General features: G+C 39.6%; 16 protein-coding genes. 1 reads left to right on the top strand and 15 read right to left on the bottom strand.

Annotation, left to right across the window (positions count from 1 at the left end):
• Positions 1-321: 321 nt before the first annotated feature.
• The 6 genes from GYM62_RS03985 to GYM62_RS03960 all read right to left on the bottom strand — a co-directional run bounded on the left by GYM62_RS03985 (position 322) and on the right by GYM62_RS03960 (position 6,051).
• Positions 322-933 (bottom strand): zeta toxin family protein, encoded by a 612-nt coding sequence (locus GYM62_RS03985; protein WP_219958402.1) that lies wholly within the window; start codon positions 931-933, stop codon positions 322-324.
• The gene (locus tag GYM62_RS03980) at positions 926-1,087 is read right to left on the bottom strand and encodes a hypothetical protein (RefSeq protein ID WP_219958401.1); all 162 of its coding nucleotides are present in this window, start codon (positions 1,085-1,087) and stop codon (positions 926-928) included. Before GYM62_RS03980 ends, GYM62_RS03985 begins: the two co-directional genes overlap by 8 nt.
• Positions 1,088-1,334: 247 nt before the next feature.
• Positions 1,335-2,006, bottom strand: a complete 672-nt coding sequence (locus GYM62_RS03975; RefSeq protein ID WP_219958400.1) for a GNAT family N-acetyltransferase — start codon at positions 2,004-2,006, stop codon at positions 1,335-1,337.
• 237 nt (positions 2,007-2,243) lie between these two features.
• Positions 2,244-3,161 (bottom strand): glycosyltransferase family 2 protein, encoded by a 918-nt coding sequence (locus tag GYM62_RS03970; RefSeq protein WP_219958399.1) that lies wholly within the window; start codon positions 3,159-3,161, stop codon positions 2,244-2,246.
• A 1,501-nt stretch (positions 3,162-4,662) separates the two neighbouring features.
• Positions 4,663-5,439 carry an ABC transporter permease gene (locus GYM62_RS03965; protein WP_219959400.1) on the bottom strand — a complete coding sequence of 259 codons (777 nt, stop codon included), beginning with the start codon at positions 5,437-5,439 and terminating at the stop codon, positions 4,663-4,665.
• Between the two features lie 105 nt (positions 5,440-5,544).
• On the bottom strand, positions 5,545-6,051 hold the full coding sequence (locus GYM62_RS03960) for a winged helix-turn-helix domain-containing protein (protein WP_219958398.1): 507 nt from the start codon (positions 6,049-6,051) through the stop codon (positions 5,545-5,547).
• A 271-nt stretch (positions 6,052-6,322) separates the two neighbouring features.
• Here GYM62_RS03960 and GYM62_RS03955 point away from each other — a divergent pair, with 271 nt between their 5' ends.
• Complete coding sequence (locus GYM62_RS03955; RefSeq protein WP_219958397.1) at positions 6,323-7,693, top strand: hypothetical protein; 1,371 nt, start codon at positions 6,323-6,325, stop codon at positions 7,691-7,693.
• On the opposite strand, the gene GYM62_RS03950 is transcribed toward GYM62_RS03955, so the two are convergent.
• The 9 genes from GYM62_RS03950 to GYM62_RS03910 all read right to left on the bottom strand — a co-directional run bounded on the left by GYM62_RS03950 (position 7,654) and on the right by GYM62_RS03910 (position 24,499).
• Positions 7,654-8,820, bottom strand: coding sequence for a hypothetical protein (locus GYM62_RS03950; RefSeq protein ID WP_219958396.1), 1,167 nt, complete (start codon positions 8,818-8,820; stop codon positions 7,654-7,656). The two genes, GYM62_RS03955 and GYM62_RS03950, sit on opposite strands and share 40 nt — an antisense overlap.
• A complete protein-coding gene (locus GYM62_RS03945) occupies positions 8,817-10,301 on the bottom strand; it encodes a hypothetical protein (protein WP_219958395.1) in 1,485 nt (494 codons plus the stop codon). The genes GYM62_RS03950 and GYM62_RS03945 overlap by 4 nt, the downstream gene beginning before the upstream one ends.
• Positions 10,302-10,533: 232 nt before the next feature.
• Positions 10,534-12,075 carry a hypothetical protein gene (locus GYM62_RS03940; RefSeq protein WP_219958394.1) on the bottom strand — a complete coding sequence of 514 codons (1,542 nt, stop codon included), beginning with the start codon at positions 12,073-12,075 and terminating at the stop codon, positions 10,534-10,536.
• Positions 12,076-13,961: 1,886 nt separating this feature from the next.
• Positions 13,962-15,368, bottom strand: coding sequence for a group II intron reverse transcriptase/maturase (gene ltrA, locus GYM62_RS03935; RefSeq protein ID WP_219958393.1), 1,407 nt, complete (start codon positions 15,366-15,368; stop codon positions 13,962-13,964).
• Between the two features lie 2,729 nt (positions 15,369-18,097).
• On the bottom strand, positions 18,098-20,548 hold the full coding sequence (locus GYM62_RS03930) for a leucine-rich repeat domain-containing protein (protein ID WP_219958392.1): 2,451 nt from the start codon (positions 20,546-20,548) through the stop codon (positions 18,098-18,100).
• Positions 20,535-21,374, bottom strand: a complete 840-nt coding sequence (locus GYM62_RS03925) for a hypothetical protein (RefSeq protein ID WP_091654480.1) — start codon at positions 21,372-21,374, stop codon at positions 20,535-20,537. Before GYM62_RS03925 ends, GYM62_RS03930 begins: the two co-directional genes overlap by 14 nt.
• Positions 21,371-21,949, bottom strand: coding sequence for a hypothetical protein (locus GYM62_RS03920; protein ID WP_091654750.1), 579 nt, complete (start codon positions 21,947-21,949; stop codon positions 21,371-21,373). The genes GYM62_RS03925 and GYM62_RS03920 overlap by 4 nt, the downstream gene beginning before the upstream one ends.
• Positions 21,950-22,058: 109 nt before the next feature.
• Positions 22,059-22,529 carry a nucleoid-structuring protein H-NS gene (locus GYM62_RS03915; protein WP_144604459.1) on the bottom strand — a complete coding sequence of 157 codons (471 nt, stop codon included), beginning with the start codon at positions 22,527-22,529 and terminating at the stop codon, positions 22,059-22,061.
• A gap of 737 nt (positions 22,530-23,266) precedes the next feature.
• A complete protein-coding gene (locus GYM62_RS03910) occupies positions 23,267-24,499 on the bottom strand; it encodes an IS110 family transposase (RefSeq protein ID WP_219958391.1) in 1,233 nt (410 codons plus the stop codon).
• Positions 24,500-24,556: the final 57 nt, after the last annotated feature.

The following is a 24,556-nucleotide window of genomic DNA, read 5'->3' as shown; positions in this document are numbered from 1 at the left end:
TGATTGTGAAGTCTGAAAAGGGAGTTTCTTATTGAGTAATTGTGTAATTGAGTAAGTGGTTAACTGAGTCTCGTCTCTCGCTTCTCGTTTCTAATCTCTCGCTTCTCGCTTCTAGTTTCTCGCATCTAGCTTCTCGTCTCTCGCTTCTCGTTACTTAGTTCAAAGTTCAGAGTTCATTGTTCAAGCCCGCTTTTATTTGTGTTGTGTAATTGAGTAAAGATTAACCGAGTAATTAGGCTGTCTCGTCTCTCGCTTCTCGTTTCTCGCTTCTAATCTATAGTCTCTAGTTCCAAATTCTGTATGAAATTGAACTTGGAGTATTCATTGAAAACCCTCAATTTTAGAAGCTATTTTGGGAATTAAGGATTTTAGAAACTCAGGAAATTCTTCGCACATGATTGCTTCTCCTTTTTCCAATGAAAAGCAATATTTTGGTTCTTGCTTGTAATAAGAGCAATTGTAAACATCAAGTGAGTTGAAAAACTCAAAATGATTGTCTAGGTTTTGAAATCCAGCAAAATATCTTTTTTGAATTTCCCTATCAGGAACAAAATGCCCTCCATTCTCAACTCGGATAGCCACTCGTCTTTTAGCCTCTTGGATTGAATTTAATACAAAATAAATAAGATGAAGTTCGTATCCATTTGTTTTGAATATTTGAGGCCAATGAAGAGGCGTTGAGTTAAAATTTGTCTCGTAACAAAAGTCCCTCTTTTCTAAAATGGCCTGATCAATTTGTCTCTGTAACTCCTTAAAAGCCAAATTATGTGCCATTTTATCTTGAATATCTGAAGGCTGGAGCTTTTTATAAATCTTCAAAAAGTGTTGATCATAATCGAAAGGAATGAGATTTCCTTTAAAAAAAGCTTTTGAGAAGGATGATTTTCCAGCTCCGTTACATCCTGCTATTATCCAAAGTTTTGGCTTACTCAAATTTAAGTTGTGGAGCTGAAATTGGATTTTTTTTGATCAAGCCCTCTTTCATAGCTTTTTCATAAACCTTTATTTCCTGAAGAATTCTAGGCATTTCAGCTTTCAAGAATTTCTGAAATTTTTGAATTTCAAGTATTTTGGCTTCTCGATTCATTCTGTAAAGATAAATTTTCTATTTGACATTATTAAGGATTTCCTCCTCAGATGTCTCCGTAATCAATTTGAGTTTCATCTTTCGGCTCTCATCTCTGAGTTGTTCTACGTTCAATGTTCATCGTTCAGGCACGCTTCGATTTGTGTTGTGTAATTGAGTAAAGATTAACCGAGTAATTAGGCTGTCTCGTTTCTAGTTTCTCGCATCTAGCTTCTCGCTTCTAATTTCTAGTCTCTCGCTTCTTGTCTCACACTTTAAACTTAGGATTCCAATAATGATAGATATTGGTTTGCGAAGCGATTTTATAGCCCATTTTTTTATATAGGTTTAAAGCGGGTGTATTAGCTTTTTGGGTTGGGATTTTCATTTTTCTAGCTCCTTTTTCAAAAGCCCAGGATTCCGCTTTTTTTAGCAGCTTCTCTCCTATTCCTTTGCCCCTTGAAGACGCTTTGACAGCTATCAAACCAATTTGGCCCAGTTCTCCCTCCACACTGCAGGTGACCATTCCTTCCAATGCCCCATAAACTAATACTTCTCTTTTTTGCAGAGCTTTGGTAATCCAGATTTGGTATAGCTTTTCAAACTCACCTTGATCTAATCTAGGATCTACTTTAAACCGTGAATATTCTCCACTAGCCAAAGCCAATGAAATCAAATCTTCTGTTAGTTGACCTTGATATAGTTCAATATTATCTGTAAAGGTAGATTCGGATTTCAATGCTTTCTCAAAAACCAACTTCACATCCATCAGTTGAATATATTTTGATTTGATATCCAGTTCATGCTCACTGATCAAGTATACCAACTGAAAGCTAGGGGTCTGCTTCAAAAATTCATCCTGATCCCAATTTTTCGTCACTTCATACTTTCCAACCGGATAACCAAAGAGTTCTGAATCAAAAGGGAGATGAGTTAGCAAGTCGAGAGTTTAAAGTTGGAGGGAGATATTGGTTATTGAGTTATTTGTTATTGGATGAGTAATTGTGTAATCGAGTAAGAGTTTAACTGAGTCTCGTCTCTAATCTCTCGCATCTCGCATCTCGTTTCTCGCATCTATTCTCTCGCCTCTCATCTCTCGCTTCTTAACGTCTTCTTCGGTCTTCGGTCTCCCGTCTTCCAGCTTTTGGCTTTTAGCACAAGGCAGAATTCTACTAAATCAATATGTTTTTTTCTCCACAATGTAAATCGGGCGGTTTTTGACTCCTTCAAAAATCTTCCCGACGTACAATCCCACCATTCCCAAAGTGATTAGAAGAAAGCCTGTTAGGAGCCAAATGGAAATGATTAAACTGGCATAACCCGCTACTATGATATCTCCCATCCAATAACGAATCAGAGTAAATATGGCGAATAAAAAGCCTGTGAAGGCTACTCCCACTCCCAGCTTGACGGTCATGCGAATGGGCTTATCACTATAAGCCAGCATAATGTCCAATGCTAAATTGAAAAGCTTTTTAAAGGAATAGGTGGTTTCCCGTTCACCGTTTTCCTTATGAATAACTGGAATTGCCGTCTGTCGAAAACCAACCCATTTTACCATTGCTGGAAAGAATCTGATTTTTTCTCTCATTTGGACAATTTCATCGATCAGCTTTCGGTGGTATATTCCAAAATTAGCTACGGTTTCATCTTGAGCCACCCCAGTCAGGTATCCCAGAGTTTTGTAAAAGACTTTGGAACCCAATTTTTTAAAAAAAGTATCTTTTCGATTTATCCGCTGTGCGAAAACTGCTTCGAAGCCTTCTTGGGCTTTTTCATACAAGGCAGGGATTTCCTCCGGTCTATCCTGCAAATCACAATCCATCACTACTACCCATTCTCCTTTTGCCTGATCCAGCCCTGCTGTAATGGCATAATGCTGCCCGAAGTTTCTGGAGAGTTTAATCCCTTTTACTTGCGGATGCTTAGTAGACAGTTCCTCTATTTTACTCCAAGAATTATCCGGACTATAATCATCCACCAAAATAACCTCAAAATCCGAGCTGATGGCTCCTACCGATTCTATGACTCTTTCCACGAGTTGGTCGAGCAATTGCTCAGCGCAGTAGACTGGTGAGATGATGGATAGATGCACGATTAAATTATGAAGTTTGAATTATGAAGTCTGAAAAACTCATAAATGCTACTTGAGGGGGACTTTAAGGTCGTTTTCAAGAAATTAATGTCAGGGTCATTGGAGATGTAAAATTCAAGAGGAAACGTAAAACTCTATCACATTAAAATTCTTACTATCTCGCTCTTTCAGAGCTGTATTACAGTTTGTTTTTCGTTTATTTTTCTAAATAATCCCGCTCCTTCGGACCTAAAGAATCAAACTGAAAGTCAGGGCCAAACATTTATCGTCCCTCTTTGCTTCTTCATTCCTTTGCGGGAGAAAAAAAAATCAAAATCAAATCGCTTCTCTGAAGCTCTTTTCGGCTCTTACTTCACGATTCTACAACCAAAACGCCTCGCTGAGGCTTTACACTACATCAGTTTGGAGCTATAAAATCAAATTTAAAGGGAGGGCCAAACTGTAAACTCCCTCTTTGCTTCTTCATTCCTTTGCGGGAGAAAATACCGCCGCGCCGTTGAGTCGCCGCGAGAAATTATGAGACTTTTCTAAATAATCCCGCTCCTTCGGAGCTATAAAATCAAATTTAAAGGGAGGACCAAACTTTTCACTTTTAACTCCCCTCTTTGCTTCTTCATCTCTTTGCGGGAGATTAAATCCGCTGTGTCGCTGTGTCGCCGCGAGAAATCATAAGACTTTTCTAAGAAATCCCGCTCCTTTGGAGCTATAAAATTAAATTTAAAGGGAAGACCTAACTTTTACGTCCCTCTTTGCTTCTTCATTCCTTTGCGGGAGAAAATACCGCTGTGTCGCTGCGAGAGATTATGAGACTTTACGCGAAATCAGTAATTTGAAGATGATCGGGGTCTAAATATCAAGGAAAAACATAAAATTCTACCACTTTAAAACTTTTCTTATCCCGCTCTTTCAGAGCTGTATTACTGTTTGTTCTTTATTTATTTGGCTAAATAATCCCGCTCCTTCGGAGCTATAAAATCAAACTGAAAGTCAGGACCAAACTTTAAACTTTTCACTTAAACACTCCTCTTTGCTTCTTCATTCCTTTGCGGGAGATTAAATCCGCCGCGCCGCTGTGTCGCTGCGAGAAATCATGAGACTTTTCTAAGTAATCTCGCTCCTTTGGAGCTATAAAATCAATCTGAAAGCCAGGACCAAACATTTATCGTCCCTTTTTGCTTCTTCATTCCTTTGCGGGAGAAAAAAAATCAAAATCAAATCGCTTCTCTGAAGCTCTTTTATACTCATACTTCACGATTCTCCAACCAAAACGCCTCTCTGAGGCTTTACACTACATCAGTTTGGAGCTACAAAATCAAATTGAAAGTCAGGACCAAACTTTTCACTTTTAAAGTCCCTCTTTGCTTCTTCATTTCTTTGCGGGAGAAAAAACCGCCGCGCCGCTGTGTCGCCGCGAGAAATCATAAGACTGCTTCGCTTCGCTCGCAGTGATGCAACTGCCTACTGCCAACCGCTCACTGCAAACTGTTTACTGCCAACTGAATCAAGCCACATCCGCAAAAATCCTCTCCATCCTTCTAAAATAAAACATCCCAAAGACGAAGAATACGACTGCTACAATACTACCCGGCCAAATCCATTCCCAAGGCATAGGTCGATTCAGAAAAGAAGCCCGAAAGCCTTCGATCACACCCACCATGGGGTTGAGTATATAAAATGGTCTGTAAATTTCAGGAACGGCCGTAGTACTATAGACTACCGGGGCAGCGTAAAGCAGCAACTGAACTACAAAGGTCAACGCATGCTTGACATCCCTGTATTTAACTGCTAAGGCTGAAAGAAACATGCCGATTCCCAGACTGCACATCAACAACTGTATGATCAATAATGGAAGAAAAAGCACTCCTATTCCTGGCATTTGCTTGAAATATATCAGCATAAAGATGACTACAACAAACGCAATGGTAAAATCCAGAAGTTTGGATAGAATGGCAGAAAGTGGAAGCACCATTCTAGGGAAGTAAACCTTGGTGATCATATTCGCATTTTGGATCAGGGAATTGGCTGATTCGGTCAGGGTTCCACTGAAATAATTCCAAGGCCAGAGTGCCAAATAGGAAAATAACACATAAGGCATTCCGTCTGAGTCAACCTTTGCTAAGCCTCCAAAAACCAATGTAAATACCAAGGTGGTAAATAGGGGCTGTATAATGGCCCAAGAAACTCCCAAGATGGACTGAGCATAGCGCGCTTTGATCCCTCTTAAAGTCAGGAAATATAAAAGATCCTTGTACTTCCAAATTTCTTTGAAATCTACCATCTTCCAGCCGGAGGAGGGTTCGATTACTTTGTAATGGGGATTGGTTGAGGACAAGGTTTGAAATTTAAAGTTTAAAGTGAAGAGTTTAAAGTTGGAAGTTGTGTTTTAAGCTCCGTACACTAGTATTCCGGCAATATTGCCTGGGTCTTCGTCGAGAATAGATACTTCTACTTTTCTTTGAACTTTCTCGTAGGTTTTGTTTTTAATGAAATTCAGATAATTCTGGTCCAGATTCTTTCCTATCAGGATCATATTGACAGTTCCTGAGTCTATGCCATGTGCATAATCTCCAATGATATAGGCTTTTTCCACCTCACCCATTCTTTTGACTATTCTCTCCATGAGGTCATCCAGGCCCAAGAATTTGGAAACCATATTTTTGATCTCCGCAAAAAATGGATGCTGATTATTCGCCTTGTACACTTTGGTCTTTCCTTCCTCTTCTGAAACTAAGAGCCCTGCTTCTGTCAGGCGGTTGAGCTCTACTCTAACTGAATTGGTAGATTCGTCAAAATCTTTAGCCAAAGAGCGTAAGTATCCTGAATTTTGATGAGAAAAGAATTTGAGCAGGAGCTTAATTCTTGTTTTGGAAGTAACTAAAGACTCTAACAAAAGCTAAATTCAGAAATCTGAAAAACTAAAAACTATTAACTCTCAATTTGAAACTTCAGAAAGCTTCGCCCTTTCGGTCCCATTTTCAGGATTTCCTAAAACAAAGGCAAATAGAAAATCATCTACCCAAGAAGACATTGAGGTAATACCGAGTAAAAAAATTACTCATAGCAAATTTATAGGAATGCCTTAATTTTCCAAGATATTTTAAAAACAGGAAATAAAATCATTGAAAAATCGCTTTTTTGAGGAAGACCTTTAGTTTCGAACTATGCTCCAACCGGAAAGGAATTACATGAGGCGGTATTATGTAGTCATTGGACTCCTGCTTTTAAGCTATGTGTATTTCTTTTCTCTGATGGGTTTGGAAAAGAAACCCTATTATGGAGATGAATTTTTTTATGTGAAAAATGCTGAGGCTTTTGAAGCAAGCGGGAGTTTGAAAGCTTCTTTTACCTACAGTGGAAGTGGTTCAAAGATTGGGGAGTTTGATGCGCATGGACCTGTATATCCCCTACTTTATGGTGGTATTGGAAAGCTTTTCGGATATGATTACCAACTTATTTCAAAAGTAAATCTGGCTATACTTTTACTGAGTTTATTTCTTTTCATTCTATCTAAGCAAAAGCTATCAACTAGGCTTATTCAGATAATACTTATTTTATGTTCTCCCTTTACTTTATTTTACGCGTTCAGCCTTTTACCGGAATTGATTCATTTAGGCGGAGCAATCATTCTTTATTATCTCTTTGAAAGCTATCATCGATCCAATAGAGAAAGGGATTTATGGATTTTAGTGAGTTTTATCCTATTGCTGGGGCTATTTAGAAGTACCTGGCTTTTTGCCCTTATAGGGTTAGTTCCTTTTCTCTGGAATGGCAGGAGGCTTTTGGTATTCCTGCTAATTTTCAGTATTCCTATTTTGACTTGGCTTTTACAAACCAATTTTCATGAAGGAGTGGTCAATGTTTTTTCAGAGATGCAATATTGGTCTGGGGAAGGAAATTGGAACGTTTTATTTGAAACCTTACTCTTCAATACCAAACGGAATATTTATTTCCTTTTTACTTATTCAGAAGGCGCATTTTATACTATTTGGAAAATTTGGCTTTTCGTCTCTCTCATACTAGGTTTCTTATTATTTACTAAAGATAAATTGGTTCTTTCGGGGATATTGATGCTTGCAGTTACATTCCTATTCACCTTGGTTTTTTATAAATTTTACAAATGGACAGAATGGAGAATGATGCTCCCTCTAACTGTTTTTTTGAATCTGAGAATTATCGCAGCATTTCCTTCCCAGTACTATTATAAAGCATTGCTTATAATCAATGGTTTAGCTTTCCTTTTGCTAATTCCTTTTCAATACGAGCTTATTCAACTCAGAAAAAATCATCAAACTAAGGCTATATCCAAGGATCTAGTAAGCCATATTAAAACGCTCGAACAGCCGCTCGTTCAAATTGACACATTGGCTCTTACAGGGTTTGCTTTGGAGCAATTACCGGTGGCCAACCAAAAAGGTGAGGTGATCCGTTACATTCTCCCTTATTATGAAATGGAGCTAAAGGAAGCTAGTCATTTCCTGGAAATCCAAGAAGGTCAGCTGATGATGCGTTCAAAAAATATCCGCAGCCAATAAGCGAAACCAAATACAACTTGGATACTGAAAATCGAAGCAAATATTTTGATACGGAAAGGGGATTTTTCATTCTTTTCCTGATGCTCTTTCAGCACTATGAGCAACATACTTAAATTATGGAGGTAAAGCGCAACCGGTATTTGCCAATAAAAATTTCCATGATACTCTCTATAGCCAGTTTCGGAAAAGAGGAAATAAATCAAAATTGCGAGGAGTAATGTCCAAAGTGAAAAACTGAAAAACCTATTTTCAAAAGCTTTATTCCTCCAAAAAATCAAAAAGCATAAAGTAAGAGGGATACTACTCAAAAGATCCAAAAAGGGTTCATTGCTGTAATGAAACCAAATTTTAAAGGGTTCCAATACCACCCTGGGTATATCCTCCTGGGAATAGTAATTGACCACCATAGGATCCCACTGAAAGATCAATATTTTTTCTATCCAGATAAGAAGCAATGAAAAAGCACTTAAGCAGGCGGCTAAGATAAATGGCTGCGAAGGACGCCGAAGCAAGTAAAACGTGTAGCAAAGGAAGACAGGTAAATAACAAAATAGAAAACTGGGCTTGACCAATAATACAGCTACTACTAGGAAGCAGATTTTAAGGAAAACCTGATTGCTGTAATTTTCCCACCAAGTTAGAGTTTGCTTGACTAATAATAGACAAAAAGGAATAGCTGCTATGATGGTGGAATTATGCCAGATCATCTGGCTTAATTTCCCAAAATACCAATATTCCCTATCGACAGAAGGGATCACGATAGGGCCTAAAAAGAAAAACAAAAATGCCAAAAGATAGGATTTGGATATTCCTAAGGATGAAGATTCAAAAATCCATTTTACTGTTATTCTAAATTTCCACCATAAAAATCCCGTCATCAATAGGATGGAACTAATCAAAAACTGGAATTTATAACTGATCAAAAGATCTAAGAGGTAGAGTAGAAAATAGTATCCTGGAGGGACTGGGAAATAGCCATTTTCCAGGTACTCGATTAGAAAGAAATTATGAATCTTAATATCAACCCCATAAGGCACAAATTTGATCATATAAGTCAAAGTGGCCATGATTAAAGCCATCATTAGGACATCGAATACCCAAAGATTTTTTTCAAACCAAAGTCTCATTTTGGGCATTTAATAATGATGAAATTATTGAATTTCTCCTCCTGATAGTTGCAAATCCTGAAATAGCCAAGATTACTTTCGTAGATTTCTGAGTCAACTATATAAACTCTTTTTAAATTTTCCCTTCCAATGAAATAATATTCAAATAAACTTGACCAACCCATGATCTTAAAGGGTAGAGAAGATTCAAACACCAATTCCAAATAATACCTGTTCCCTCCAGAAAAAAATATTTCATCGTACCCCTCATTTTTTAATTCCCTTAATTTTTCTTCGAGCACCCTCCCTGAGGAAATATTCTTATGACTTTGGCTGAAGGAATAACAATGAATAATAATAAGTAAAGCCAGGGTAGATTGAAAAATCAGAAAAGGCCATTTATGAAATTCACCCTCCTGCCTATCGAGTATCATTAGGATGAAGAATAAAAGAAACAGAAGAATATAAATCTGAATTTTTATCAGATAGAAGGGAGCCAGAACTACCAATCCCAAAATCATCACTAAAAGGAGTTTTAGCCCCTTTTTCAAATTTGTGTAAAGCGTGAAAAGCAGGAAGAGCCCCATCAAGGTTAAGACAAATCGTTCGTTTTGGATAAAAGTCCCAAATGATTTTTTATAGAAAGAAAAAGAAACAGCTTCCCATCTTAAATCATCCAACATATGCTTCCATTCCAATAGCTGATCCCGAGTCAGCTGATTTTCTGAAAAATCAATCAGACCATTAGAGAAGTAATAGAGTTCCGGTTCCGAATTGATGAACCTATCCTTTTCCAATTGTAAAAATGGATGGTCAAAAACCTGAGAACGAAGCTGATTGTGTTCAATAAATTTTTGGAGTGGTTCAGACTTTGGCCAAAGAAAAGTTATGCCCTGAAAAAACATAACAAAAAGCAAAGGGTAAAGTGTAGCCAACATCAATGTTTTTTGATGTGATAGAATCAAGAAATAAAGAAAAGAGGCTGCCAAAAGTAAAATTGCAACTTCAGGTCTTATTAGAAATCCTGAAATAATTAATATATCAGAGAGCATCCAAAATTTACCAGAATGCTCATGAAGCTTGCTCTTTGAAATCCTATTAGCCAACCCAGCACAAACGCAAAGGGATGAAATTATAGAGAACTGAAGAAAAAAGCTGAAATGAATTAGAATAGCGAATGCAAAAAGGAAGAAAATTATTCTAATTCTCTTAGAAACAAACTCACGCTTAATCACCTGCAGTAAGGTATAATAGGCAAAATATCCTAATACAAACCATAAGAAAGGATACCAAGGAATCTGAGGGAAGAAAGAATAGAGTTTGGCTAAAGAAAAGCTTAGAATGGGATGGATAAAGACCGCATAAGTTTCGGGTATGCCTGTATAGGCTCCTGAAACAAGCCACATCATCAGTTCATCGTCATTCACCTGAAATCGCCAAGGCAAAAAAGCTATTATGATTAAGGCAAGGGCGCCCAGAATACTCCAATAGCTTTTATTCATGGTTTCGGTTATTATTAAATCTGGTTATCTGCAATCATGCCAGTTGCCTTATTTCTTTGCTTGACCGGTTGGAAGACCGAAGACCGAAGACCGAAGCTTCCGGATTCTGATCCTTTTAGCAGATAATAAGCAGTATTTCTGATGATACTGATAAAAAGAATATGGCTTAGTATTAGTAATAATCTCCTAATAATGGCAAGATGGTCGAAATTTATTAATGCAAGTTAAGAAATCAGTTTTGGGATTGCTTTTGAAATATGTAAATAGGTCTTGATTTGTAGGAATCTATGTAGGTTTTTTCCATGCTTTGTAATTCTAAAATTGGGTCAGAGAATTCAGAAGGACAAAAAATTACAGGATATCCCTTTTCAAAATTAATTAGCGTATTCAATTGACTAGGATCCCACACCATAGCCTGACCTGAGATATTTTTACCCAATAGGTAAGCTAATCCAGGATTTCGGAAGAAAGCCAGTACATTATCTTCTCCATCCAACTCAACCTGCAATTTCTCTAAAATTTCAACTAATGAGCTATCCAAAAACAATCCGGAGTTGTCGGGGATTTTCCAATAGCTTTTGGATTCAAAGAGAGGCGATTGTTCAAATGGTTGGAAAACCAGACCATTAATTATCCAAATGAAGGAGAAGATACTTAAGCCAATTAGCATTTGATTTCTTCTCTTAGATAATATTGCCACCAAAAGCATCCAAAACACTGCATAGTGGATGCCTATTCTCAACCAGTATACATTGCTTCCGAGATGAAGTATAAAAGGGAGAAAGGTTAAAATCAGAACCCAAGGTAACTGAGCAGAAGAAATTTCGCCAAAACTATTATATAGCCTATGAATGACAAACAAGAAAAGGGTCAACAAAAATAGATGATTCCATTCTTGTGTGATGTGAGTTAGGTAAACCACTGATATGAAAATCAAGCAAGATAGAATCACTAGAAATGGCTTAAGCTTGGATTTATTATCTAGGAGTTTCAGAAGGAAAAAACCAATGGAGCTGATACAGAGCCAAAAGATTCCTACAAGTGGGGACTTCATTAAATCAAGCAAATTATACTGAGGTCTTTCTAATTGATTTCCAAGTGTTTCAGACAGTCTTAACACAGCATTTTCTTGAAAAAGGGTCCAGAAAAGAAGTTCAAATAAGAGAAGGGGCAATAGGATCAGCATCCATTTCCAAGACAGCGATTCAAGGTAAAATAATGTGATGTAGGTGATCCCACATAAAAGGATGGCCGTGGGAAATTTGACATAGAAAATCAATGCTATAGAAACACCTATCAAAAGGTATTGAAATGATTTTTTAATGGGTATGGATAAAATTGCCAGCCAAACACAAGTAAGTGTAACATTCAATGAATTATAAGATAGTGTCTGTGGCAGAAAGGCATATCCAAGACAAATTCCAATAAAGGTGAAGGAGAAAATTTGCCAACTGGCTTTTTTATGGGCAATGTAATTTTTTAAAAAAACAGCCAAACTCCAAGCTGCGATCAGGTAGCCAAGCAAACGGAGAAGTCTTAGCTGAATAAGTGAAAACTTCAATTCAGTTAAGCTGAATATCAGTTTGAAAAATAAATCATAATTAAATACTGCCTGAGGGTTTGGCTGCAAAGGATCAGCTAGGAAGGCATACAATCCTTCATCAGAAATATCAAATCCAATGAAAGCAGCTCCGATCAGGGTCAATGAAAGAAGAGTAGCCTCTACAAAGAGAAAGGTATTTATATTTCTGAATCTGAAGGATTGAGTGAGCATTTAAAGCAAAATGGAATATTGAAACGGAAAATCAAATCTGGAAAGAAAGATTTTGAAATTTGAATGCTATCATATGAACTTAGGTTCTCCAAAAGAATGACAGCTAGGCTTAATGATAAGAAAATTTACATCTGGCGTTTTAATTGAAGTTCAGCCTCAGAGATAGCAGGAGCTTTTGGGGCTTTAAAGACTATGTTTCGCCACCTAGTTTTTTCAAGATTTGACACCGGACAACCAAAAATACAAACGACCTAAAAACATGTATGAATGAGTCTATTGTTTCAAAATGAATAAATTTGACAATTGATATATTTATACAAATTATTTGAAATATATAAAAATGTGGAAAACTTTTGGCTATAAAGCATAAAAAATACCCTGTACAGGGTATTTATTTTTGAAAGACAAACTCTACCTTTGGAATAGGGTGATTAAGCAGCTTTTCTCCTAGTTTTTTCTAGAAAATTATTAAGGGACTTTTTTTCAAACTTTTTATTCCCTTAATCCCTTTCGAAAGAGAGGAAAATAATCGAAAATCCTTCCCAAAAAATGGGTGGGATTTTCTTTTTTGAGTTGTTCCTATCATAGGATTTGTAATTCGGATAAACCGTTCGAGGTTTAATTAAGATTTCCTTGCCGTCTTGCTGGCACGGTGATTTCGATTCTTATTGAAGATTTTGGGCCAGCGCTGGGGAACAGCGGTTCATTTTGGATCCAGGGGTTGAAACCCCTGCCTGTCCGCCTCAGGCGGGGCTAAGAAATCATCGCTCCTTCGGAGCTTTTGCCATGGGTACGACTGGAGGTCTTTCTCCTAAGCTGCTCGAGATTTGTAATCTCGAGCTCTTATCGTAGGGTTTTCAATCCGGACAAAGCCTCTGAGGGTTTGCCAGAAAGTGGGTATGGATATTTATATCAATGCCTCAACTCAAGAAATCTCATGGAGGGTTGATTTAATGTTTCCTCTCCGTCTTGCTGGCATTGAATTACCGTTTCCAATTTTAGATTATGGGCCAGCGCTGGGTAAATAATTGATTGCATCTATACCCCGAGTTTCACTCGGGCCTGCCCGACAATGGCGGGGCTAATAAATTACGCACCTTTGGTGCTTTTGCCATGGGTACGACTAGAGGTCTATCTCCTAAGCTGCTCGAGATTTGTAATCTCGAGCTCTTATCGTAGGATTTGTAATCCGGACAAAGCCTTCAATGGTTTGCCAGAAAGTGGGTATGGATATTATTTATATATATACTCCTCAACTCAAGAAATCGATTGGTGGGTTGATTTAATGTTTCCTGGCCGTCTTGCTGGCATTAACTCATCGTTTCCAAATGGAGATATTGGGCCAGCGCTGGGGGATAATTTATCTTTCTTACCTCGGGTTGCACCCGAGGCTATTGAGGAGTTTAAGCCCTTCAGGCTTTTGATTTCTAAATCGCACTTATTTGAGTTTCTAATTCCAAAAAGGAAGTTGATCTGTATCTCGCCGAAGGCATATCTTGATGATATCTTGAAAAATATCTTTTCGTTATTTTCGGATATTTCGCCGAAGGCGTATTTCTAAATATTTCTATCGTATTTCTACTTTCTTCCACACCTACGGCATGGACAGGACACCTTAAATCCTTTATCTACCCAGCTTAAATCCCTACGGGATTGAGTATTCCCACAATGTTTCTGGGATATCTTGCTGGCATTAAGTCATCGTTTCAGAATGGAGATTAAGTGCCAGCGCTGGGATGGGTGGTTGTCAACCTTTTACCCCGAGTTGCGCTCGGGCCAGCGCGCCACAGGCGTGGCTAATCGGGATGGGTAGGCGGTCGAGCCGCCGTCCCCCCCACACCACCTGGCATACGCTTTAACGTACCGCGGCGGTTTCTTCTAAAGTTTCAACCTTTCTGTACAACGACCAGTGATCTTAAGCCCAATCCTGCAAACCAAGCAAGGCCCATTCCATTGCGGACATAGTTAAGATTTGCCATAGACCACCAACCGTGGAATTTCACTGCATTCCATGACCGTTTCGTCTCCACTCCCAAAGACCTCAGAAAACAGTATGTCGGATATCTGCGCCCGTGGGATTTCAGGGCATAGCACCTGATTCGGTTGCGTATCCACCCATCCATCTCCTTAAGTCCGCTCAGCCATGTGTTGCATTTGCGAAAATAGGTTGCCCAGCCCTGAATGATCAGATTGGTTTCCGATATCAGCCTTCCCAATGGAATGGCCCGATTTCGTTTGGTCACCTCTCTGATCTTTTTCTTGAATCTCTCGATGCTTTTGTCGGCTATACGGATTTTGCCATCACCCATAACCGTATGGCCTAGGAACTTGACCTCATCGCATCGCCTGACACCACTCTTTTCAAGATTTACCTTCAGTTTGAGCTTACCCTCGATAAATGCAACCATCGATTCGAAAACCCGGTGAGCCGATCGCTCGCTGCTGACCAAGATATTGCAGTCGTCTGCATATCGGACAAAGCTCAGACCTCTTGCTTCAAGCTCTTTATCCAGTTCATCTAATACTATGTTTGACAAAAGGGGTGATAAGGGGCCTCCCTGTGGAGTACCCGACATTCGTTGGGTTTCCAAGCCGCCCTTCATCAGGCCGGCCCGCAGGAACTTGTGTATCAGCTTCAGCAGTCTCTTGTCAGATATACTGTTCCTAAGCCTATTCATGAGCCTGTCATGGTTGATCTGGTCAAAGAAACTTTTTAGATCAATGTCCACCACCCATATCTTACCCTCTTTAACATAGTCACTGGCCCGCTCTATCGCCTGATGTGCTGAACGGCCCGGACGGAATCCAAAGCTGTTTTCGCTGAAGTAGGGATCGAATATTCGCTGTAGCTCATTCTGAATGCTCTGCTGCACTATTCTGTCCTCTACCGTGGGGATTCCCAACAGCCGTGTTCCCCCCGTTGGCTTCTCAATCTCAACTCCCCTGACCGCACTCGGTTCATAGGTACCTGAGTCTAGCCGCTGCTGGAGGGAATTGATCCTCAATGCAAGGTTCTGCGCATAATCGTTCGGCGTAACTCCGTCGATACCCGCTGAGCCTCCATTCTCCCTGACTCTTTTGAAAGCATGAAGTAGATGGAGGGTGTCGCTCACGCTGTCCATTGTACTCTTGGTCAAGGTACGCTGCTCTTCCAGTCGAGAAAATAACTCCATCCTCTGATCCCTTCGGGAAGTTCCGCCTCCCTTTGGAAGACCAGAGTCAAGCCTGCCGGTGAACAGTTCGGTCTGTACGGCATTTGCGCTTGTTTTCGATGGTTCGTTCTTTTTACTCACTTTAAGTTCGCTTCCTTGTTTAGAAAATTCGGGCCTTCCTGTTTATATCAGTACTACGCCTTCTGCTGACTTCTGTCGGCTTGGATTCCTTCAGCACTCGCTCGTACCTCCGGCAATTGCCCCTGCCACAGATCTCCCGGGGTAAGACACTATACTTTCTTCCGATGCAGCCCGATTTACTCACAGACCTTCCGTCTGACTGTTGGGATTAGATGCTTCAAAGCGCACTTCCCCAAGTCTGCAAGCCTACTATCCGGTTTCTGTTCGTCCACATCTGGATTTTGCCGCTGCCTTCCTTCAGATTTCCGGTCGCCCGGAACACCCTTGGCTTTGGCTATGGGGTTCCCGTCAGATGGCCCCCTCGGGACTTGCTCTCTCCGTTGAGATAGCGCACCCTATAGTATAGTGCCATGCCCGGCACACTTGAAAGGTTCAATCCTTTCAGGCTTTTGATTTCTAAATCGCACTTATTTGAGTTTATAATTCCAAAGGGGGAGTTGATCTGTATCTCGCCGAAGACATATCTTGATGATATCTTGAAAAATATCTTTTCGTTATTTTCGTATATTTCGCCGTAGGCGTATTTCTACTTTCTACCATACCTACGGCATGGATAGGAGTCCTTGAATCCTTTTACTACCGAGCTTAAATCCCTACGGGATAAATATTTCGCCGAAGGCGTATTTCCTTTATTTCTAATATAATTCCCTCTCCGTCTTGCTGGCGTTCAGTTACCGTTTCCAATTTGAGATTATGGGCCAGCGCTGGGGAAGGGGTCGGTGTACAAAGATCCGTGGGTTAAAACCCACGGCTATTTAATCGTCCGCTCCTTTGGAGCTTTTGCTATGAGTACGATTCAATATCTATCTCGCCGAAGACATATCTTGATGATATCTTGAAAAATATCTTTTCGTTATTTTCGTATATTTCGCCGAAGCCGTATTTCTACTTTCTACCATACCTACGGCATGGATAGGAGTCCTTGAATCCTTTTACTACCGAGCTTAAATCCCTACGGGATAAATATTTCGCCGAAGGCGTATTTCCTTTATTTCTAATATAATTCCCTCTCCGTCTTGCTGGCGTTCAGTTACCGTTTCCAATTTGAGATTATGGGCCAGCGCTGGGGAAGGGGTCGATGTACCAAGATCCGTGGGTTAAAACCCACGGCTATTTAATCGTCCGCTCCTTTGGAGCTTTTGATTCTCGTTACATCAAAGGTTTATCTCGCCGAAGGCATATCTTGTTTCTATCTTGAAAAATATCTTTTGAATATTTCGCCGAAGGCGTATTTCTATCATTTTTCTACTTTCTACCATACCTACGGCCTGGATAGGAGTCCTTGAATCCTTTTACTACCGAGCTTAAATCCCTACGGGATAAATATTTCGCCGAAGGCGTATTTCCTTTATTTCTAATATAATTCCCTCTCCGTCTTGCTGGCGTTCAGTTACCGTTTCCAATTTGAGATTATGGGCCAGCGCTGGGGAAGGGGTCGGTGTACAAAGATCCGTGGGTTAAAACCCACGGCTATTTAATCGTCCGCTCCTTTGGAGCTTTTGCTATGAGTACGATTCAATATCTATCTCGCCGAAGACATATCTTGATGATATCTTGAAAAATATCTTTTCGTTATTTTCGTATATTTCGCCGAAGCCGTATTTCTACTTTCTACCATACCTACGGCATGGATAGGAGTCCTTGAATCCTTTTACTACCGAGCTTAAATCCCTACGGGATAAATATTTCGCCGAAGGCGTATTTCCTTTATTTCTAATATAATTCCCTCTCCGTCTTGCTGGCGTTCAGTTACCGTTTCCAATTTGAGATTATGGGCCAGCGCTGGGGAAGGGGTCGATGTACCAAGATCCGTGGGTTAAAACCCACGGCTATTTAATCGTCCGCTCCTTTGGAGCTTTTGATTCTCGTTACATCAAAGGTTTATCTCGCCGAAGGCATATCTTGTTTCTATCTTGAAAAATATCTTTTGAATATTTCGCCGAAGGCGTATTTCTATCATTTTTCTACTTTCTACCATACCTACGGCCTGGATAGGAGTCCTTAAATCCTTTTTCTACCGAACTTAAATCCCTACGGGATAAATATTTCGCCAAAGGCGTATTTCCTTTATTTCTAATGTAATTCCCTCTCCGTCTTGCTGGCATCAAGTCATCGTTTCCAATTGGAGATATTGGGCCAGCGCTGGGGAAGGGGTCGGTGTACCAAGATCCGTGGGTTAAAACCCACGGCTATTTAATCGTCCACTCCTTTGGATCTTTTGATACGAATACGATCTAAGGACTATCTTGCCGAAGGCATATCTTGTTTTTATCTTAAAAATATCTTTTAATCTAATCGGGTTCTTCCATTTATTTTTAAGGTATTTCATCTAAAATCCCCCTTGCCCCCTTTCCAAAAGCTCTGGTCCTAAACCGAATCTACATTTCCAAAGGGGGATTTGACCCGTATTTCGCCACAGGCGTATTTCTATATATTTCTATCGTATTTCCACTTTCTACCATACCTAAGGCATGGACAGGAGTCCTTGAATCCTTTTACTACCGAGCTTAAATCCCTACGGGATAAATATCTTTCCGAAGGCATATCTTGTTTTTATCTTAAAAATTATCTTTCCAATGTCACAACCTAGGAACCTAATATCCTTCTTTTAGAGTGACTGGGGTATAAAAAAAATGCCCAGATTATCTTCTGGGCATTTGAAAATATTTTTAATAAAATCTGACTTCACAGTCAGGGACTTTTTCTTTGAAGCGATCCACTGCCCTACTGTTCAGTCTGGTATTGAAGCAACTTAATTTCTTCAAATTGGTCAATCCTTCTATCGGCCTTAATGAACGCAAATTGGTACTTGCCACATCTAATTCCTGCAAATTGATCAAAGGTTCAAGTCCTCTTAATACTTTCAAATTTGTGCCAGAAAGATTTAACTTTTTCAAATTGCTCAAAGCTCCTAAAGGCTCTAAATCCTCAATTCCTGTATTGGAAATATCCAAGCTCTCCAATTCAAACAAGCTGGAAATAGGAAGAAAATCTACAACCGGTGCTTGGGAAATTTTCAAGTTTGTCAAAAGGGTCATCTCAGAAATAGGAGCAATGGTTGACAAAGGCGCATCGAAAATACTGAGCGATCTAAGGTTTACAAATGCTGTCAAAGGCCTGATATCCTCTATCCCCGTTCTGTCTAATTGCAAATAAGATTTAGCTGTCAAATTATGTAATTGCTCTACACTTGGATTTTCAGGCATTCCGAATTCTCTCCTAAAGATATCTTTCCAAAGTTGCGGTAATTCTGTCCACCAATTTTCCAGAAACTGCACCCTATAAATCAGCGTCAAATCCGGTTTTTTCAATAATACCTCAGGAACTTCCTCAGTAAATATGGCTGACCTATTCACATTCAAATAAGAGATATCAGGAAGACCTACAATCGGTAAAATGCTTTCTATAGGACTTTCGCTGAAATCCAGTCTTTTGATCTTTGAATTGTTTCTAATTGGACTCAAATCTTTTACCAAGGTATTTTGACCCTTAATCTCCTCCAATGTATTTACTTCACTTAAAGGAAGCAGGTCAGAAATAGGATTATCAGAAAAATCAATTTTTCTCAATTTGACAAAGCGAGTCACAGGCAACAAGCTTTCAATACCTGCACTAGACAAATCCAACTCTTCCAATCCAATGGTGGCAGTTAAAATCTCCACATTTGGCTGGTCTGATTGAATTCTTGGATTTGCCTGTTTTAGCCTTGCTTTCCATGCATCTGATAAACCAGCCCACCAAGACTCTAAATCCTTCACATGGTGGATTAACAATACATTAGGGTTGTTTCTGATAAAATTATCAGCAGAAATTACAGATAGTCTGGTTTCGTCTGCTAAAACTTTTTCCAAATTAGACTTGCCATTCAGCACAGAGATGTCTGCTATTTCAGTTCCGGTCAGGTCCACCAATTCTAGTTGATCCAAATTGATCAAAGGTGTCAAATCCTGAATATTGGTTCCAGCAAGATTCAGCGTTTTGAGAGATTTCAATTCAGCCAATTGAGCAAAATTCACCAAATAATTTTTACTGAGATTCAAATGCTCCAATTTATTGAGCGCCTTGATGTTTTCAGTGTTGTTGAAGCCACTTTCAGTCAAATCTAGGGATCGGAGGCTGTCAAACTCATTGAGTACCGCAAAGCTCAGGATTGGAGTCTTTTCCAGCTTCAAACTCTTGAGTGATTTCAAATTTTTCAGATCACTGATATTTTGAATTCTAGTATTAGAAATATCCAGATGCTTGAGCCTGTCCGAATATTTGATAAACTGAATATCTGAGGTTGGAGTATTGGATACATTGAGGTATTCCAAAAATGTCACATTGGAAATAGGACCTAAAGCTCTGATTTTGGTATTACTCAGATCAACATATTTCAAGTCTCTCAAAGCTTCCAAAGGTCTCAAGTTAAGCAATGAGTCTGTCCCGGAAATATCCAGGGAATCGATTGAAACGAATTTATACAGATGATCCAAGCCTATAGAGTCAAAAGCTCCGATTTTGAATCTTCCTCTGAAATATGATTTCCAGGCTGGGTTTAAGCTTTGCCACCATTCATTCAGCTCTTGATCTCTGCTGAGTTTGGTGGTATACATACTGACGATTTTAAGCTCTTGGCTTTTGTTGTCTAGATTGACCTCTACAAAGCGGGGCTTGGTATTGGCAATCTTCTTTCCATCCTTGGAAGTCGCCGTGATAGTTCTATCCAGAGAAACCACAAAAAACACCTGACCATTCTCTTTCTGGGATGGTTTAACCTCACGGATTTTAAATTTGAAATTCACATCCTTGAAAAAGAACTCAATATCTTTCATATAGGCAGTGACATCTTTATTGGTCACCACCATTCGGTCTTGAAGCAAGTCGTCTTCTACTTGTACAATCCCATCTCTAAAGATCTTTAAAAAACTCTCTCGGATAATTACATCTTTGTCCCGTGCCGAAGTTTCGGATGAGCCAATAGTATTCAGAAGATATTCCAAGAAGCGAACCTGATCTTCCACTTTAGAAGAAAAATCGTCCAATTCCTGCTTAGAATAGCCTTTTACTGTCTGGGAAAAGCTTTGCTGAGCTCCAAACAAAAAAATAAAAAGAAAGATGACACTACTACTTCTGATCATAGATATACTGTTGAATCGTCTCTTTATCTCCAGGATTTAATTTGACGAGATTGGAGATCAACCAACCGGTGTTGAAGCCTGGTCGGTTAAATTGAGATACTTCGAAATACCAACCTTCAATTTGAAAGAAGTGAAACTTCACCTCATTAACGGTTGAGAAACGAAGATTATTTTGCTTCATTTCATACAGGAAAAGGGTTAAATAATCCGGATGAAATGCATTCCCTGTAAAGGCTTCAGGCATTTTGGAATCCTGAAAGGCTCTTCTGAGATTCATAAAGCCCAATTCATGAGAAAGAGGATGAAGAAAATCCTTTTCATCTCCTACAGGCTTATTAAATAGGTTTTTGAAAGGAGGGAAACTTACGGCATCAATGACCCATTCGTAGCCCAATCCTTCCGGCTGTAATTTTAAAATCAAGGTTACTTTTTCGCGCTTTCCTTTGAAGATAAATTCAGCCTGTACTTCTGAAAACCATCCTGTTCTGTGAAAATTCAAATACTGGGGATATCCATCAGAGAGAACGGTATTGATAAATTGTGTTTTCAGGTCTTTGGACACAGAGCTGGTCTGGTTGTCAAACAAGATCTGAATAAAGCCTTGTCTTAGGGGTCTATTATGATAAAGAGAATCTCCGGGATAAAATCGGGTGTTTCCATCCGGTGATTCTTCAGCATTGAATCTTCTGAAAAATTGATTGAGTTGTTTGGTAGAAGCGGCAAATCGGCCGTCATCTTTGATTGTTCCGCCAGAGCCAATGCCCTGGGCGGAAACAATCGAAATGTTTGCGAGGAGAATCGCAAGGGTAATTAAGGTAAATCTCATGCGGAGGTTTCTGTCACTCTCACATCACCAAGCATTACGTCCCAGAACTCGATGGTTCTACCAGCGATTTGAGTCTGTTTTTTCTCTACGTAAATAGTGATGTCTTTCTTTGTGGTGTCTTTGTAATTCATTCCTGTTTCGATAGAAGTACCTTCGAATCTTTGGAAGATGGTAATCACACCTACATAACGGCCGTCAGGCTGTCTTTCCAAGTCGGAGATGTACTGAATATCGTACCAAGTGATATTTACTCGGTCATAGTTCAAAGCCATCAAACGCTCGAAGTATCTTCTTACTTTGTAGTAAGCGATTTCGTTGGAGTTGATGCTAGAAACACCCATTTCAGCTCCTGGAGCGAATAATTCTTCAGCTCTGTCCATTACACGGTTTGCTTCAGAAAACTGAGTTTCTTTGCTTCCGATGATGGCGATGTATTTACTAAGGTCTTTTACTTTCTCCAAAGCCAAAGAATCAATAGCCTGCTTTCTAGAAGGGCTAATATCTTCTGACTGAGCTAGAGCTACTACAGAGCTCGCAAGGAAAAGGCCAAGAAAGAGTATTAATTTATTTTTCATTGGTATATCATTTTTTCTAAATGGCCACAAGAAACCATACAAGCTCTGTTCTTATAGATAAGAGACAAATTCATGCTTGATTTCATGCGGATTGATTTTCTTAGGATGGTTATTTTCTTCTCAGTTCAAGTTCTGAAACTTTACCATTGGCATCCAAACGGATATCAGAGATGTAGTTCAGATTCTTTTTAGTATCCTTTAAGTACTCAAGATACTTACGGATAGTAGTAGGTTCATCATAATCTTTGATTCCGTTTTCTTCGTGAATTACGATCAAAACCGGTGTTTGCTGATTAGAGAACATCGCCAAGGTCTGTTCGATGGACTGGTTAGCCATAGATGCGTTAGATGCTCCTGCTACAGAGTTGAAAGCACTTTCCAGTTTTTGTGCAGCAACTTCTTCGGCAGAAGGCTGAGCTGGTGCAGGAGGAGGGGTTTCTTGTACGCGCTCTACAGGAGCTGGAGTCGGTTCTGGCTGTACTGCTTTCTTTTTGGACTTACAAGCACCCACAGCAAGCAACGCAACCAATGCGAACATTAAGGAGCGATTGAGCGAAAATGAGATAAACTTTTCTTTCATTTTAGGGATTGGATTAAGATTTATTTGGTTTTGGATAATTCTTTGGGTTTCGTCCTTTCGATTCGAATTACAGGACAAAGTAAATAAAAACAGATGATTAACTTGCAATGCTTATTCCAAAAGGAAGAATGCTTTTGTCAAATTTTATTAAATCTCTGTTAGCGGTAAAATGCCGCAAATTCAAGTGGGATTAGTAACTTTTAACTTCCATAGGCTTCTATACTTATAAGGTGAACCCAAGCTACTTTTTTTAAGCAGTGATCTTGATTGAAGGCTATTACGCTAAGTCTGAAAATAGGTTGAAAAAAGAGGAATTATTTTCCATGTTTTTATTCAAAAACTTTCAATAACTATATTTCTTCGAACCTAAAGATTTTTTATACCCTAAAAATACCCTGTAGAGGGTATTTTTTTTGGTCCTAAAAGTGGGGAAATTTACATCAGTGTTAAGTTTTAATCAGGCTATGCCTTCAAAAGAGCTCGTAGATTCTACGGGCTTTTTTTTTCTGAAAGAGAAAAACCAGAAAGTGGCCTATTTAGCTATTTTCAGAACTGGGAGGGCATACTTTTTCTACCCTCATAGAGGTGGTAAAATGGTTTAAATAAGTTAGGCCAAGTAAGAGAGTAAAATTTTTTCTACATGCTCGAAGCAATAACCGTTTGTTCTTGGCCTTTCAGTTCAGTTTTTATTCCGGGACTTGTAGATCACCAATAAAAGCTCGAACTTTTACTTAAATTTAATTGGGACGGATGTCCACTTGGACCCCGAGCCCGCGCAGGCGCTCTAAAGATTTCTTGATCTGCGCCTGCTTTCTTTTTTGCTGATAAACCGTATCGTCAGGCTCAAGGTAGGGCTCTTTATTTTTGAGGATATAATATAGCGCAATCACTATTTTGTGGGCCACTGCAATCAGTGCCTTTTTGGATCCTCTTCGCGCAGCTATTGCTCTGTATTTACGGCTCAAATAGGTATCCTTGGTATGTGATGCGGCCCAAGCAGCTTCAACCAATGCAGTTTTCAGGTATTTGTTCCCATGTGTGATTCGGGTTGACTTTTTCTTGCCTGCACTTTCGTTGTTGCCCGGGGAAACTCCTGCCCAGGATGCCAGGTGTTTGTGATCAGGAAAAACCTCCATGTCAATGCCTGACTTGGCCAGCATATTTATGGCGGTTTCTTTTCCCACTCCGGGAATGGTCTGGAGTAACTCGACTTCCTGTTGAACCTCGACTGCATAAGTCTCAATTCTAGCCTCGATGTCCCCGATCTGTGAGTTGATCGAATCCATGGAATCACGCAGCGTAGATAGCATGAATCGGTGGTGCTCGGTGAGTCTTCCCTGAAGAGAAAGTTTGAGGTCTGCCATTTTTTTGCGCAACGAGCCTTTGGCAAGGTTGGCCAGGTATTCAGCATCCTCCTGTTTCTGGATCAAGGCATCGATGATCAGTGTACCCGTGACTCCAAAGATGTCTGAAGCCACCGAGGCCAGTTTGATATTGGCGTCTTCCAGAATTTTATGCACCCTGTTGCGTTGGGCGACACGCTGTGCAATCAGTTTACGTTTATACCTGCATAGATCCCGCAGCTCCCGTATCCACTCGGCAGGAACAAAACTCCCTTTTAACAGACCGCTCAGCAGCAACTTGGCAATCCATTCACTGTCTTTTTTATCTGTCTTATGACCGGGAACATGCTTGATATGCCTGGCATTTACCAGAATAATCTTAAAATCCTCTTCCAGTATGTTATAGACAGGTTTCCAATAAACTCCGGTACTTTCCATGGCAATATGAGTAATGGAAAGAGAGTTTAGCCATACTTTAAGCTCCTCAATTTGGGAGGTAAAAGTCCCGAAAGTTCGGGTCTCAGTCGCAACGTCAATACCACTGACAGTAGATACGATCGTCTTTTGGTGTACATCTAGGCCGCAGCCACGGTGAATCACCTGCTCGAATTCAATTTGTGTCGACATAACTGATAAGTAAATCTCAATATTCTACTTATACGAAAAGTCAACTCTTTCATTCCC

This window comes from Algoriphagus sp. NBT04N3, assembly GCF_019443765.1.
In the GTDB taxonomy this organism is placed as follows: Bacteria; Bacteroidota; Bacteroidia; order Cytophagales; family Cyclobacteriaceae; genus Algoriphagus; species Algoriphagus ornithinivorans.
The sequence above is the reverse complement of the archived record's forward strand: the minus strand, read 5'-3'. Positions and strand labels throughout refer to the sequence as shown.

Bases quoted from the DNA above. Each gene is read 5' to 3' on its own strand.
- GYM62_RS03980 (WP_219958401.1), bottom strand. From the start codon at position 1,087: ATGAATCGAGAAGCCAAAATACTTGAAATTCAAAAATTTCAGAAATTC.
- GYM62_RS03965 (WP_219959400.1), bottom strand. From the start codon at position 5,439: ATGGTAGATTTCAAAGAAATTTGGAAGTACAAGGATCTTTTATATTTC.
- GYM62_RS03955 (WP_219958397.1), top strand. From the start codon at position 6,323: ATGCTCCAACCGGAAAGGAATTACATGAGGCGGTATTATGTAGTCATT.
- GYM62_RS03950 (WP_219958396.1), bottom strand. From the start codon at position 8,820: ATGAGACTTTGGTTTGAAAAAAATCTTTGGGTATTCGATGTCCTAATG.
- GYM62_RS03945 (WP_219958395.1), bottom strand. From the start codon at position 10,301: ATGAATAAAAGCTATTGGAGTATTCTGGGCGCCCTTGCCTTAATCATA.
- GYM62_RS03940 (WP_219958394.1), bottom strand. From the start codon at position 12,075: ATGCTCACTCAATCCTTCAGATTCAGAAATATAAATACCTTTCTCTTT.
- GYM62_RS03930 (WP_219958392.1), bottom strand. From the start codon at position 20,548: ATGATCAGAAGTAGTAGTGTCATCTTTCTTTTTATTTTTTTGTTTGGA.
- GYM62_RS03925 (WP_091654480.1), bottom strand. From the start codon at position 21,374: ATGAGATTTACCTTAATTACCCTTGCGATTCTCCTCGCAAACATTTCG.
- GYM62_RS03920 (WP_091654750.1), bottom strand. From the start codon at position 21,949: ATGAAAAATAAATTAATACTCTTTCTTGGCCTTTTCCTTGCGAGCTCT.
- GYM62_RS03915 (WP_144604459.1), bottom strand. From the start codon at position 22,529: ATGAAAGAAAAGTTTATCTCATTTTCGCTCAATCGCTCCTTAATGTTC.
- GYM62_RS03910 (WP_219958391.1), bottom strand. From the start codon at position 24,499: ATGTCGACACAAATTGAATTCGAGCAGGTGATTCACCGTGGCTGCGGC.